A 12,464-nucleotide genomic window follows, 5' to 3' on the forward strand; every position below is an offset into this window, starting at 1 on the left:
GTCGCCCACGTGGACGCACCCACGGCAGGGCGCAGACCTCGGCGGACGTGGTTTACGTCGTCCAGGCGAGGGGAATGCCCGGTCGATCGCCGCCGCTGAGCGGGCGGTACCGCTGCGCGCCGGGAAGCCGACGGTTTACTATGGGCAACCGTTGTTGGAGTCCGGGTTGTGCGTATGGCCGGGCGAGGATTTGCGCAGTCTCTATGAGGGGAAGGCCGTCGCATGGCCAGTGGTCGCTTCACCCGTGTGCTCGCGGTAGCGGGGGCCGTCGGCTGCCTCGGACTACTCGGGCCGGTAGCGGCCGAGGCCCAGCCGGGTGGTTCCGGTCAGGGCGGTAACAGTGCCCCGAATCCGGGCAACGGGAATCCGAACCCGCCGATCATCGGCGGCGTGCCCAACTCCGGAAGCGCTGGGGGTGCGAACGGGGGCAATGGCGCGCATGCCGGCAACGGTCCCGGCGCGAACGCGGGCAATGGCCCCGGCGCGAACGCGGGCCGAGGTCCGGGTGCGAACGCGGGCAATGGCGTGCTGCCGAACACCGGCAGCGGTGCGGGCGCGAACGCCGATCATGGCGCGGACGCGAACGCCGGCAACGGAGTTGGGCCGACCGCGACCGGTAACACCCCCGGCGCGGAGGGCAATGGCTCAGCGCCCGCGCAAAGCGACGCAGACGAATGGCAGCCGCTGTCCATTCCTGGACGGCAGACACCGATCGATGCCGGTATCGAACCCACCGACGTCGCAGGCCCCGGAACCGGTTCGGCCGGAGCCGGTTCGGCCGCAGCGGGCTCAGCCGCGGCGGGCTCGGCCGGACTCGGCGCGGTGCTCGGCGGCGGATCCTCCGCTCTCGGCGTGATTCTCAGCACCGGCTCGGCGGGCCTCGGCGCTGCCCTCGGCACCGGTTCGGCGGCCGTCGGCTCGGCCGGGGTCGGTGCACTCGGAACCGGCTCTGCCGCAGTGGGTTCGGCGGGTATCGGCGCTCTCGGCACCGGCTCGGCCGCGCTCGGTACCGGTTCGGCCGCGGTGGGTTCGGCCGGTGCCGGGGTGCTCGGTACCGGCTCGGCGGCGCTGGGCGCGGCCGGACTCGGTTCGGCGGCAACGGGTTCGGCCGCGGTCGGATCGGCGGCCGTCGGCTCGGCCGCGGTCGGTTCCGCCTCGCCGCTGCTCTTATTGCTGCTTCCCATTCCGCCGGTGCCGCTGGCGCCCGCGCTGCCGCCGCTTGCCATTCCGCCGGTGCCCGCGCCGCCCGCGATCGCACCGCCCGCCCTCGCACCGGTCGTTCCCGGTGTCCCGGCCCTGCCGGTGGTCGCGCCGCCTGCTCCGGCGGCCGCCCCCGCCCCGCCCGCCGCGGCGGCGCCCGCTCCCGCGGCTCCGCCCGTCTCGGCCGCGCCGGCGGATCCCGATGTGCGCAACACCAGCGCCGAGGACGGTCTGCCCGAGCCGAAGGTGCTGACGGTGATCGGCGGTCTGATCGCCCTGACCTTGGCCGGTGCGGGATCGGGCGCGGTGAGCTTCCAGAGTGCCTCGGCGGCACAGGCACGCATCGATGCCGCGCGCGCCGAATTCTTCGGAACGGGTCGGTGATCGGCGATGACACAGAGTAAGGCGCAGAGCGGTTCGCGGTCCTACCGCCGGGTGGCCGCGGCCGTGGACGCGGTCTGCGCGGTCGCCGCCGATTTCGACGCGACCACCCTCGACGAGGTGGTGCTCGCCATCGCCGCCGAACGCAAACGGATGATCGAGATCGCCGACGCCGACCTCGGCCCCGGTGTCTGCGGTCAGCGTCGCTTCTATCCGGACAAAGACGTGATCGTGCTGGCCACCGCACTGCCGAGCCGCGAGCACACCCTCGCCCACGAGCTCGGGCACATCGTGTTCGACCACGAGGGTGCGCCCGCGCCGGAGGTGACGCTCGAAGCCAGCGACGATCTGATCGCCTACATGCTGAGCCAGCGCGCCCACCAGCAGATCGTCGACGACGGCGAAGACGAGCAGGCCGAATGGGAGGCCGAGACCTTCGCCGCGATGCTGATGACACGACTGCGCGTATTCAACAACCGGGGCGCGGGCGTCTCGGTCCTTCGATTCGATGAGGCTCTCGGATGACCTTCTGGTTGACGGCCATGCTGGTCTGGATGGCAGCCGGTGCGCGGGTGGGCCGGGTGCTGGTCAAGCCCGCGACCACGGCCCGGGTGGCCATCGTGATCGCGGTCGCCGCGGTCGCGCTCGCCGCCACCGTGGCGATTCCCGATGTGGGGCTCGCGGTCGACAACCTGCTACCGGAAGGCGTGCCTTCCGGCCTGCTGTCCGACGGCGTCGTCGTCGCGGCCTGGCTGCTGTTCACCACGGCCACCTCGGTGGTGGCGTCGGCGGCCTGGCCGGTGGTGTCGCGGCGCAATCTGCGTCAGATCGCCATGGGCATCTATGCCGTCGGTACGGCAGCGGCCGCCGCGACACTGGCCTGGACGCACGTGTTCGGCTGGGTGATCGTCGCGCTCGGCGGGGTTTTCATCGTCGTCACCGGACTGCGCAATCTGGACTGGACCGCGCTCGGGCGTGGCATCGCGATCTATACCGCGGGCACCGCGCTGGTGGCCGTGCTCGCGGTGCTGGAGATCCGGCGCGTCGCCATCGACGCACCACGCGCGAAACCCGGTGCGGCGGACTGGGGTTGGCCTGCCTGGCAGGTCGCGAGCCTGCTGATCGCGTTCGGTGCGGTGTGGATCGTCATCGAGTTGTGGGTGCGCGCGCGGCTGCTGTTGCGGCGCATCGAGCTGCTGCACCGGGTCATGGTGAAGCGCTTCCCGGAGGTGGTGGCGCACGAACAGGGCGGCACCTCCACTCAGTTGAAGGCCTCCGATCGGGTGGCGCAGATCATGGACGCGCTCTATCTCCAGTCCGGTGGTGGTGTGCAGCTCGTCTCGGCCGGTGATCCGCCGGCCTCGGTGACCCAGCGCGCCGATCGTGTCGCGCGGTGGGCGCGCAACCCGCTGGGCGATGTGGTGGTCGACGCTCGCTGGATCGCGCCGCCCGAGGGAGTGAGCCCGCGTGGCTGGGTCAGTGCGATCGCGCAGGCCTTCGACACCACTGCGCGCGAGCAGCAGAAGAAGCCGGCCGCCGCCCAGCCGCGGCCCTGAGTCGGCGATCCCCTTCGGCTCGACCGTCGCCCCGGCGCGGCTCACGCTCCGGGGCAGCGGTTTTCAGCCGTCCTCGCCGGCGAGTATTCGCTGCGACGGGGCGCCGATCACATAACACAACACAGTGCGGCCCGGCGGGCCGCACTGTGTTGTGGTGTGCGAGAGCCTATTCGGTCCCGTCCGGAGGAACTTCGGGCAGACCTTCACTTGCCCGGAGTTTCTCCGCCATGGACGTGAGTAGATTCTGTGATTCTTCGGAAAGGTCGAAAGCCCGGCTGGACAGTCGACGCAGCCCGTACCCCTGCAACTGAGACAGCAGTTCCAGATCGTGGTCGATCTTGGCGGCGTAGATGTCGTTGAAGAAGTAGTCGGGCTTGACCTTGAAGAACTTCGCCAACGCGGCCACCGTCTCGTCCGACGGATTGGTCCGCTGCCCGGACCGCAACTGCGACAGGTACGGTTTGGAGATCGGATGCCCTGAAGCCGTCAGCGCGGCTGCGACCTCCGCGTTGGTGTGCGGCTTACGCCCCGGGGGATGCACGGTTTCGAACAGCTTGTTCAGCCGCGCCGCGAAATCAGCCATTGTGAGCCGCCCAATTCCCTTCGCTGTACTAACAGTCGTTATCTCGGATACGTATCATTGATATTAGCGGCTCAGTAACTGAAAACCTACGCCTGATTCCGAATTTCCTTGAAGCTTCCAGGTCGGTATCCAGTGCAGAGGTTCCGAGCGTGGCGTTTGCGGGTTCCACCAACGGCTCTTGTGGAGCCGTCCGGCCAGCAAGTTCTAGCCCGTCGCGGGGGTCTTGCCGGTCGGACGTGCGGTAGCCGCAAGTTAGCTGACATCTCATCTAGTCCTCTGTACCGGACTTTGTGTGGCGTACGACACGTTTTGCCGCCTCCGAGATGAACGTTCAAGTTGCACCAGGGAATTGGTTGAAAGCCCTACAACCGCTCGATGATGGTGCCTGTCGCTAGTGCGCCACCGGCACACATGAGCACCATTGCGATGCTCTTGTCGGAACGCTCCAACTCGTGCAAAGCCGTTGTGATGAGGCGGGATCCGGTGGAACCGACCGGATGGCCGAGGGCGATGGCCCCACCGTTGACGTTCACCTTGTCCATATCCGGCTTGTGCACCGACGCCCACGACAGTGGCACGGACGCGAACGCTTCGTTGATCTCGAACAGATCGATATCGCTCATGCTCATACCCGAACGCTCCAGCAGGCGGGTGGTGGCCTGCACCGGTCCGTCGAGGTGGAACTCCGGCTCCGAGCCGACCAGGCACTGGGTGACGATCCGCGCGCGCGGGGTCAAACCTTCACGGCGCGCGGCATTTTCGTCCATCAGCAGCACCGCTGCGGCGCCGTCGGAGATCTGCGAGGAGGTGCCTGCGGTGTGGATGCCGCCCTCGAGTACCGGCTTCAGTCCGGCCAGGCTCTCGGCGGTGGTCTCGCGCAGACCCTGATCCCGGCTGACCTCCATCTTCTCCCCGGTGAGGTTCCCTTCCTTATCGGCGACCGGAGCGGTCACGGTGAGCACCTCGCGATCGAAGCGGCCCTCGGCCCAGGCCTGGGCGGCCAGGCGCTGCGAGCGCACGCCGAGCGCGTCGACGTCTTCGCGGGTGATGCCGCGCCGCTTGGCGATTCGCTCGGCGGCCTCGAACTGGTTGGGCATATCGATATTCCACGACGCGGGTCGGCGCGGGCCCGCGTGCTCACCGACGTTGGCGCCGAGCGGAACCCGGCTCATCGCCTCCACGCCGCAGGCCATGCCGATCTCGATGGCGTCGGTGGCGATGAGCCCGGCGATCAGGTGATTGGCCTGCTGGGCCGAACCGCACTGGGCGTCGATGGTGGTGCAGCCGACCTGCCAGGGCAGTCCGGCATGCAGCCAGCCGACCCGGGTGACGTTGTTGGACTGCTCGCCGGCCTGGGTGACGCATCCGCCGATGACCTGCTCCACGAGGGCGGGGTCCAGATGGGCGCGCTCGAGCAGGCCGCGCTGGGCGAGGCCGATGAGCTCGGCCGCGTGCAGGCCGGACAGCCAGCCGCGACGCTTGCCGATGGGGGTGCGGGCGGCTTCGACGATGACGGGTGTACCCATCTCCAACCTTTCCTCGAGGACAGAATTGAAACGTGTTCTTGACACTTGTCACCGGCGGATCTGTCCGGTTTCTTTCCTAGTTTTCCCGCCTGTGCTTCAATAATTGTAGAACGTGTTCCAGTGTTGTCGATGGATGCACCTGGTGCTCGGCTCGGCTTGGTTGCGCACTCTCTGAAGGAGGCCACTGGTGGTAGCCCCTCGAACGGTCCGGCCCGATCTGCCGGACGGATTCGACGTCACCGATCCCGAAATCTATGCCCACCGCGTCCCGGTCGAGGAATTCGCCGAGCTGCGCCGGGCCGCGCCGATCTGGTGGAATCCACAGCCACCGGAAGTGGGCGGCTTCCATGACGACGGATTCTGGGTCGTCAGCAAGCACGCCGACGTCAAGGAGGTCTCGCGGCGCAGCGACGTGTTCTCCACCTATGAGAACACCGCGATCCCGCGGTTCAACGACGACATCACCCGGGAACAGATCGAGCTGCAACGGTTCGTCCTGATCAACAAGGACGCGCCCGAGCACACCAAACTGCGCAAGATCATTTCCCGCGGCTTCACCCCGCGCGCGATCAACAGCCTGCGTGCCGAGCTCTCGGCCCGCGCGGAAGGCATCGTGAAGGCGGCCGCCGAGGCCGGATCCGGCGATTTCGTCACCCAGATCGCGTGCGAGCTGCCGCTGCAGGCGATCGCCGAACTGATCGGTGTTCCGCAGGAAGATCGGATGAAGGTCTTCCGCTGGTCCAATGAGATGACCGGCTACGACGATCCGGACAACGACGCCGATCCGGTGGTGGCGTCCGCGGAAATTCTCGGCTACGCCTACCAGATGGCGGCCGATCGCAAGAAATGTCCGGCCGATGACATCGTGACTACGTTGATCGAGGCCGATATCGATGGCGACAAGCTCTCGGAAGAGGAATTCGGCTTCTTCGTCATCATGCTGGCGGTGGCGGGTAACGAGACCACCCGCAATGCCATCACCCACGGCATGATGGCCTTCCTCGAACACCCCGATCAGTGGGAACTGTTCAAAAAGGAACGTCCGGCCACCGCCGCCGACGAGATCATCCGCTGGGCCACCCCGGTGACGTCGTTCCAGCGCACCGCTCTGGAAGATGTGGAGCTCGGCGGCGTGCAGATCAAAAAGGGTCAGCGGGTGGTCATGCTGTACCGCTCGGCCAACTTCGATGAGGACGTCTTCGAGAATCCGGAGAAGTTCGACATCATGCGCGAGGACAATCAGCATCTGTCCTTCGGCGGCACCGGTGCGCATTTCTGTATCGGTGCGAACCTGGCTCGTCTCGAGGTCGATCTGATCTTCAACGCGATCGCCGATCATCTGCCCGATATCAGCAAGCTCGGCGACGCCAAGCGCCTGCGTTCGGGTTGGCTCAACGGCATCAAGGAATTCCCGGTCGATTACAAGACCTGCCCGGTCACCGGGCAGACCGGCAGCTGAATTCCGTCCACGTACGACGATGCCCCCTCGATCGAATGGATCGAGGGGGCATCGTCGTTTCTGTGCTTCAGGCCGGTCGCGCCGTCTTCATGGCCCGGTCGACCTCCCAATACGCGCGCAATGCGGCGATCTTGCCCGCCTCGTCGATGCGGTAGGTGAACACGCCCTCGGCATCGATCACATGCCCACCGAGGGTGCTGCGGATGAGGCCGGTGAAGGCGACCTCCGAACCGCAGGCGAACGAATCGCCGAACAGGAACTCGATCGATTCGGTGGCCGCGATCGCTTTGTCCCAGAAGGCCGCGATGGCGTCGCGGCCGCGGTGGCCGCGCCCCTCGGGATCGAAACCGGACGGCCCGATCGGATCCTCGACGATGCCGTCCTCGGCGAACAGCTCCAACCAGGCATTTTTATCGCGAGCCCGCACCGCCGCCTGTGAGGCCAGGCCCGCGGCGCGCGCCGGATGATCGGTGATGGGGGAGGACTCGACGGTCATGGTTGCCCTTCCGGCTCAGACGATCGGATCGTCGATATTGGCGGCCGCGAACTTGCGCAGCGATTCCTGCTTGGCCGACAGCTCACCGTCGAACCCGATGCCGTCCATCAGCCACGGCACCACGATCGCGTCGGTGACGCCGGCTCCGGCCAGATCCTGATAGCCCGAGCGGCCGAACTTGTCGATGCACACCGCCTGGATCTCGAACGGCTCCTCGGCCCGGCCGTATTCTGCGCGCAACTGCCGCAGAGTCTCGATGGTCTCGCACAGCTGGTCGAACTTCATCATGGCCGAGGTCCAGCCGTCGCCGACCCGCGCCGCGCGGCGCAGCGCGGCGTCGGTGTGGCCGCCGATATAGAACGGCACCGGTTCGGTCGGCGCCGGACTCATCTGCAACGGATCGAAGTCGAAGAACTCGCCGTGGTACTCGACCATCCCGCCGCCGAGCACCAGCTTGATGACCTCGATCATCTCGTCCACCCTGGCACCGCGCCGCGTGAACGGCACCCCGCACCATTCGAATTCCTCCGGCGCCCAGCCGATGCCCACGCCGAATCCGAAGCGGTTGCCCGACATATTCGCCACCGAGCCGACCTGGCGGGCCAGTAGCAGCGGATTGCGGGAACCGAGCTTGAGCACATTGGTGTAGAAGCGGATGCGGCTGGTCACCGCGGCCATGGCGGTGGCGCCGATCAGCGGATCCACCCACGGGGTCTCGGGCCCCCAGAAGCGGCTGCCGTCGGGGGTGTAGGGGTATTTCGCCTCGGCCGTCTTCATGTAGAACAGCGAATCGGGCAGGGCGATGGAGGAGAACCCGCATTCTTCCGCGGTCTTGGCCAGCTCGGGCAGCTGCTCGAGCGGGCTCAGTGCGATGCCGAGGGTGAACTTCATGCCGGACGCTCCGAACCGACCACCCACATCGAGAAGTACTGCGAGCCACCACCGTAGGCGTGACCCAGTGCCCTGCGCGCGTTCTCGACCTGGTAGGCGCCGGCCCGGCCCATCACCTGCTTGGCGGCCTCGGCGAAACGGATCATGCCGGAGGCGCCGATCGGGTTGGACGAGAGGACGCCGCCGGACGGGTTCACCGGCAGGGTGCCGCCGATCTCGGTTTCGCCCTTGTCGGTGAGTTTCCAGCCGTCACCGGGGGCGGCGAAGCCCAGGTTCTCCAGCCACATCGGCTCGAACCAGGAGAAGGGAACGTAGATCTCGGCGGCGTCGATCTCGCTGAGCGGATCGGTGATGCCGGCCTGCTTCCACAACGCGGCGGCCGCATCGCGCCCGGCCTGCGGATTCACCTGGTCGCGACCGGCATAGGTGGTGGGCTCGGTGCGCATGGCGGTCGCGTGCACCCACGCCACCTTCTTGCCCGCCGCTTCCACCGCGGCGGCCGAGCTCTCGCCACCGATGACCACGGCGCAGGCGCCGTCGGAGGAGGGGCAGGTCTCGTCGAAGCGGATCGGATCCCACAGCATCTGCGAGGCCAGCACCGACTCCATGGTGATATCGGGCTGCTTCAGGTGCGCGTACGGGTTCTTGGCGCCATTGCGCCGATCCTTGGCCGCCACCATCGCGCCGATATGGCCGGGGGCGTTGGAGCGGCGGATGTAGGAACGCACGTGCGGCGCGAAGTAGCCGCCCGCGCCCGCGCCGACGGGCATGGTGAACGGCACCGGAATCGACAACGCCCACATGGCATTCGACTCCGACTGCTTCTCCCACGCCACTGCGAGCACCCGCTCGTGCACGCCGGCCTGCACCAGGTTGGCCGCCACAACGCCGGTCGAGCCGCCCACCGAACCCGCGGTGTGCACCCGCAGCAGCGGTTTGCCCGGGGCGCCGAGGGCGTCGGCCATGTAGAGCTCGGGCATCATGACGCCCTCGAACAGGTCCGGCGCCTTGCCGATGACGATGGCGTCGATATCGGCCATGGTGAGGTCGGCGTCGGCCAGTGCGCGGTCGATGGCCTCGCGGACCATGCCGGCCATCGACACATCGCTGCGTTTCGTCACATGATGCGTTTGTCCGGTGCCGAGCACCGCAGCCGGGAAACTCATCGGCCAGCCTCCGAATCCAGAACGGTCACAAGGTTTTGTTGCAGCGCGGGCCCGCTGGTGGCGTGGGCCAGCGCGCGCTCGGCGGTGCCAGCCATGATTTCGCGCGCCGCGAAGCCGATGCGCTCGAGTCCGGCGGCGAACATCGGATTACCGGCGAGTGCGCCACCGGAGGGATTGATCCTGGTGCGCTTGTCCAGGCCGATCGCCTCGGCCAGGATCAATTCCTGATGACTGAACGGAGCGTGCAGCTCAGCGATATCGAAACCGCTGGTGTCGCCGCCGGTCACCGCCTCGGCGGCGGCCTGCGTCGATGGCGAGACGGTCAGATCACGCCCGCCGAGCATCGACGAGTCGATCCGATGCGCCATGCCGGTGATCCAGGCCGGGCGCTCGCACAGTTCGCGGGCCCGGTCACCCACCGCGAGCACGATGGCCGCGGCGCCGTCGGTGATGGGGGCGCAATCGTGCTCGCGCAGCGGGTCGGCGACGTACGGCGCGGCCAGCAGGTCGTCGATGGAGGCGCCGTCGGCCCGGCGCGCCTGCGAGACCGCGGCCATATCCCGCTCGCTCCAGCGACCGGCGTCCAATCCGGCCCTGGCCTGCAAGCCCGCGATGGACAGCGAATCCGGCCACAGCGGCGTCACCAGATACGGATCCAGCTGCATCGACAGGATCTGGCGCAAGGTGCCTGCGGAGGACTTGCCGAAGCCGTACACCAGCGCGGTGCGGGCCTGCCCGGAACGCAGCTTGACCCACGCCTCGTACAGGGCCCAGGCCGCGTCCATCTCGACATGCGATTCATTGATCGGCGGCACCGCGCCGATCGAGTCGACCGCCGAGATGAACGAGAAGGCCCGTCCGGCAAGGTAATCGGAGGAGCCCGAGCACCAGAAGTCGATATCGGACTTGGTGATGCCGAGCTGGTCGTAGATCTGCTGGAAACACGGTTGCAGCATCTCCACGCCATTGGTGGTGCCGAAGGTCTCCCGCACATGGGGTGCGTGCGCGAAGCCGACGACGGCGATGTCGGTGGCGTTATCGGTCGAACGCTCGGTGATGGTCACTCGGGAGCCCTCTCACAGGTGATGCTTGTAGGTGTCGTAATCGGCATCCGGCTCGCCGGAGGGCTCGAAGTGGTCGACGTTCTCCAGCCCGTAGCCCCACTCCTCGCGCGGCTTCCACACCGCGCGCACCCGCATGCCCATCCGGACCTCCTCGGCCGCGCAGCCGAGCACCAGGTGCAGCACCGGGATGTCGGCGCCGTCGAGCAGTACGTAGGCGGCCACATAGGGCGGCTTGATCCGCTGCCCGAGGAACGGCACGTTGACGATGCAGAAGGTGGTGACGGTACCGGTATCGGCCAGCTCGACCATGTCATCGGTGGGCCTGCCGTCGGTGGGGTTGGCGCCACGCGGCGGGAAGTACACCTTGCCGCCGGCGTCGGTGCGGCCGCCGATCAGCTTGCCTTCCTTCAGCCCGCGCAGATACACCGTCTCCTGCGGAGAGGCGGTGTGCTTGTAGCTCATGTCCACCGGCGTCACCAGCATGGTGACCGGCTCGTCCGCCGAATCGCCGGTTCGTGCACCGGCGGTGGAGGTTTCGCCGGGTTCGAAGCAGGCGATGTCATGGATGGTGCCGGTGGTCTCGGCGGCCCAGCGCGCGCGAACCCGCATACCGGTGCTCATCTGGTCCGGGCTCGCCACGTCCACCGCGTGCAGCAGGGCGGTGTCGGCGCCGTCGAGCTTGATCAGCGCGTAGGCGAACGGCCGGTCGAAGGGCTGACCCGGCAGTGGATCACGCACCCAGCTCCAGGAGACGACCGTGCCCACGTCGGCGACGTCGACGAACTCGCTGAGCGGATCGGCGGTCACCGGATCGTATTCGGCCGGCGGCACCAGGACCCGGCCGTCGGAACCGCGCACGCCGACGACGCGGCGTTCGCGCAGACCGGTCAGGAACTTTCCGATGGTCGGTCCCACCGATCGGGTGTAGTCGAATGTCATTCGCAGCGGCGCGCTGAGTACGTCGCTCGGTTTCAATCCCGGCGGGCGATCCTGCGTGATTGCCGTGGGTGCAGTATTCCCATGAGTCACGATATCGAGTAGAACAGGTTCTTATTCTGCTGGCAAGCAGTCAATGAGAAAGGGGACCGGCATGCGGTTCGGATTGCAGCTCGGCTATTGGGGTGCGGCACCGCCGCCGCATGTCGGTGAACTGGTCGCGGCCGCGGAGGCGGCGGGCTTCGACGCGGTGTTCGCGGCCGAGTCGTGGGGCTCGGACGCCTTCGGTCCGCTGGCCTGGTGGGGTTCGTCCACCAGCCGGGTGCGGCTGGGCACCTCGGTCGCGCAGCTCTCGGCGCGCACGCCAGCGGCGACCGCGATGCACGCGCTGACCCTGGATCACCTCAGCGGCGGCCGGGCCATCCTCGGCCTCGGCGTCTCCGGCCCGCAGGTGGTGGAGGGCTGGTACGGGCAGCCGTTCGCCAAGCCGCTACAGCGGACGAGGGAGTACGTCGACATCGTCCGCAAGGTGCTCGCGCGCGAGGCACCGGTGGTCAGCGAGGGGCCGCACTACACGCTGCCCTACGCCGGTCCGGGCGCCACCGGTCTCGGTAAGCCGCTCAAGCCGATCGTGCATCCGCTACGTGCGGATTTGCCGATCTGGCTGGGCGCCGAGGGGCCGAAGAATGTCGCGCTCACCGCCGAGATCGCCGACGGCTGGCTGGCCATCTACTACGCCCCGCGACTGGCCGGGATGTACAACGAATGGCTCGACGAAGGCTTCGCCCGCGCGGGTGCGCGCCGCACCAGAGAGACCTTCGAGATCGCCGCCAGCGCCCAGGTGATCATCACCGACGACCCGGCGAGTGAGATCGAACGACTGCGCTGGGTGATGTCGCTCTACATCGGCGGCATGGGCGCGCCCGAACTCAACTTCCACGCCCAGGTCTACCGCCGGATGGGATACGAGCGCGAGGTCGAGGAGATCGGCACGCTGTTCCAGGCCGGCCGCAAGGCCGAGGCGGCGGCCGCCGTGCCCGACGAGATGGTGCTCGACACCACGATCATCGGCAACGAGGACGAGGTGCGCAAGCAGATCGGCGTCTGGGAGGCGGCCGGGGTCACCATGCTGCTGGTGTCGGTGGCCGATCTCGTTCAGCTGCGTCGACTGGCACCACTCGTCCGCTCGTAGAACATGTTGCAGAA

12 protein-coding genes are annotated in these 12,464 nt (G+C 67.8%); 5 read left to right on the forward strand and 7 right to left on the reverse strand.

Annotated elements, in window-relative coordinates; translation table 11 throughout:
- Positions 1 to 222 precede the first annotated feature (222 nt).
- Genes AC4HOU_RS13360 through AC4HOU_RS13370 form a run of 3 tightly spaced genes read left to right on the forward strand, consistent with a single transcriptional unit; the run spans position 223 to position 3,137 of the window.
- Positions 223 to 1,584: a hypothetical protein gene (locus AC4HOU_RS13360; protein WP_490724555.1), complete on the forward strand. Its 1,362-nt coding sequence runs from the start codon at positions 223 to 225 to the stop codon at positions 1,582 to 1,584.
- Between the two features lie 6 nt (positions 1,585 to 1,590).
- Positions 1,591 to 2,106: an ImmA/IrrE family metallo-endopeptidase gene (locus AC4HOU_RS13365; protein WP_036532694.1), complete on the forward strand. Its 516-nt coding sequence runs from the start codon at positions 1,591 to 1,593 to the stop codon at positions 2,104 to 2,106.
- Positions 2,103 to 3,137: a hypothetical protein gene (locus AC4HOU_RS13370; RefSeq protein ID WP_490724556.1), complete on the forward strand. Its 1,035-nt coding sequence runs from the start codon at positions 2,103 to 2,105 to the stop codon at positions 3,135 to 3,137. The genes AC4HOU_RS13365 and AC4HOU_RS13370 overlap by 4 nt, the downstream gene beginning before the upstream one ends.
- 166 nt (positions 3,138 to 3,303) lie before the next feature.
- On the opposite strand, the gene AC4HOU_RS13375 is transcribed toward AC4HOU_RS13370, so the two are convergent.
- Entirely contained in the window at positions 3,304 to 3,720 is a 417-nt protein-coding gene (locus AC4HOU_RS13375; RefSeq protein ID WP_014348820.1) for a helix-turn-helix domain-containing protein, read from the reverse strand.
- 362 nt (positions 3,721 to 4,082) lie between these two features.
- Entirely contained in the window at positions 4,083 to 5,246 is a 1,164-nt protein-coding gene (locus AC4HOU_RS13380) for a steroid 3-ketoacyl-CoA thiolase (protein WP_163813992.1), read from the reverse strand.
- Between the two features lie 187 nt (positions 5,247 to 5,433).
- On the opposite strand from AC4HOU_RS13380, the gene AC4HOU_RS13385 reads away from it, so the two are divergent.
- Positions 5,434 to 6,705 carry a cytochrome P450 gene (locus AC4HOU_RS13385; RefSeq protein ID WP_163813993.1) on the forward strand — a complete coding sequence of 424 codons (1,272 nt, stop codon included), beginning with the start codon at positions 5,434 to 5,436 and terminating at the stop codon, positions 6,703 to 6,705.
- A gap of 67 nt (positions 6,706 to 6,772) precedes the next feature.
- Here the strand turns inward: AC4HOU_RS13385 and AC4HOU_RS13390 are convergent, their stop codons facing one another.
- The 5 genes from AC4HOU_RS13390 to AC4HOU_RS13410 are packed head-to-tail and all read right to left on the reverse strand — an operon-like array spanning position 6,773 to position 11,351.
- A complete protein-coding gene (locus AC4HOU_RS13390) occupies positions 6,773 to 7,201 on the reverse strand; it encodes a nuclear transport factor 2 family protein (RefSeq protein ID WP_490724557.1) in 429 nt (142 codons plus the stop codon).
- A 15-nt stretch (positions 7,202 to 7,216) separates the two neighbouring features.
- Positions 7,217 to 8,092, reverse strand: coding sequence for a TIGR03619 family F420-dependent LLM class oxidoreductase (locus AC4HOU_RS13395; RefSeq protein WP_490724558.1), 876 nt, complete (start codon positions 8,090 to 8,092; stop codon positions 7,217 to 7,219).
- The gene (locus tag AC4HOU_RS13400; RefSeq protein ID WP_194991817.1) at positions 8,089 to 9,258 is read right to left on the reverse strand and encodes a thiolase family protein; all 1,170 of its coding nucleotides are present in this window, start codon (positions 9,256 to 9,258) and stop codon (positions 8,089 to 8,091) included. Before AC4HOU_RS13400 ends, AC4HOU_RS13395 begins: the two co-directional genes overlap by 4 nt.
- Positions 9,255 to 10,322: a thiolase family protein gene (locus AC4HOU_RS13405; protein ID WP_175585903.1), complete on the reverse strand. Its 1,068-nt coding sequence runs from the start codon at positions 10,320 to 10,322 to the stop codon at positions 9,255 to 9,257. Before AC4HOU_RS13405 ends, AC4HOU_RS13400 begins: the two co-directional genes overlap by 4 nt.
- 12 nt (positions 10,323 to 10,334) lie before the next feature.
- On the reverse strand, positions 10,335 to 11,351 hold the full coding sequence (locus tag AC4HOU_RS13410; protein ID WP_490724559.1) for a Zn-ribbon domain-containing OB-fold protein: 1,017 nt from the start codon (positions 11,349 to 11,351) through the stop codon (positions 10,335 to 10,337).
- 61 nt (positions 11,352 to 11,412) lie between these two features.
- On the opposite strand from AC4HOU_RS13410, the gene AC4HOU_RS13415 reads away from it, so the two are divergent.
- Positions 11,413 to 12,450: an LLM class F420-dependent oxidoreductase gene (locus AC4HOU_RS13415; protein ID WP_163813996.1), complete on the forward strand. Its 1,038-nt coding sequence runs from the start codon at positions 11,413 to 11,415 to the stop codon at positions 12,448 to 12,450.
- The last annotated feature ends 14 nt before the right edge of the window (positions 12,451 to 12,464 follow it).

It is taken from the genome of Nocardia sp. JCM 38205 (genome assembly GCF_058222935.1).

Bases quoted from the DNA above. Each gene is read 5' to 3' on its own strand.
- AC4HOU_RS13360 (WP_490724555.1), top strand. From the start codon at position 223: ATGGCCAGTGGTCGCTTCACCCGTGTGCTCGCGGTAGCGGGGGCCGTC.
- AC4HOU_RS13365 (WP_036532694.1), top strand. From the start codon at position 1,591: ATGACACAGAGTAAGGCGCAGAGCGGTTCGCGGTCCTACCGCCGGGTG.
- AC4HOU_RS13370 (WP_490724556.1), top strand. From the start codon at position 2,103: ATGACCTTCTGGTTGACGGCCATGCTGGTCTGGATGGCAGCCGGTGCG.
- AC4HOU_RS13375 (WP_014348820.1), bottom strand. From the start codon at position 3,720: ATGGCTGATTTCGCGGCGCGGCTGAACAAGCTGTTCGAAACCGTGCAT.
- AC4HOU_RS13380 (WP_163813992.1), bottom strand. From the start codon at position 5,246: ATGGGTACACCCGTCATCGTCGAAGCCGCCCGCACCCCCATCGGCAAG.
- AC4HOU_RS13390 (WP_490724557.1), bottom strand. From the start codon at position 7,201: ATGACCGTCGAGTCCTCCCCCATCACCGATCATCCGGCGCGCGCCGCG.
- AC4HOU_RS13395 (WP_490724558.1), bottom strand. From the start codon at position 8,092: ATGAAGTTCACCCTCGGCATCGCACTGAGCCCGCTCGAGCAGCTGCCC.
- AC4HOU_RS13400 (WP_194991817.1), bottom strand. From the start codon at position 9,258: ATGAGTTTCCCGGCTGCGGTGCTCGGCACCGGACAAACGCATCATGTG.
- AC4HOU_RS13415 (WP_163813996.1), top strand. From the start codon at position 11,413: ATGCGGTTCGGATTGCAGCTCGGCTATTGGGGTGCGGCACCGCCGCCG.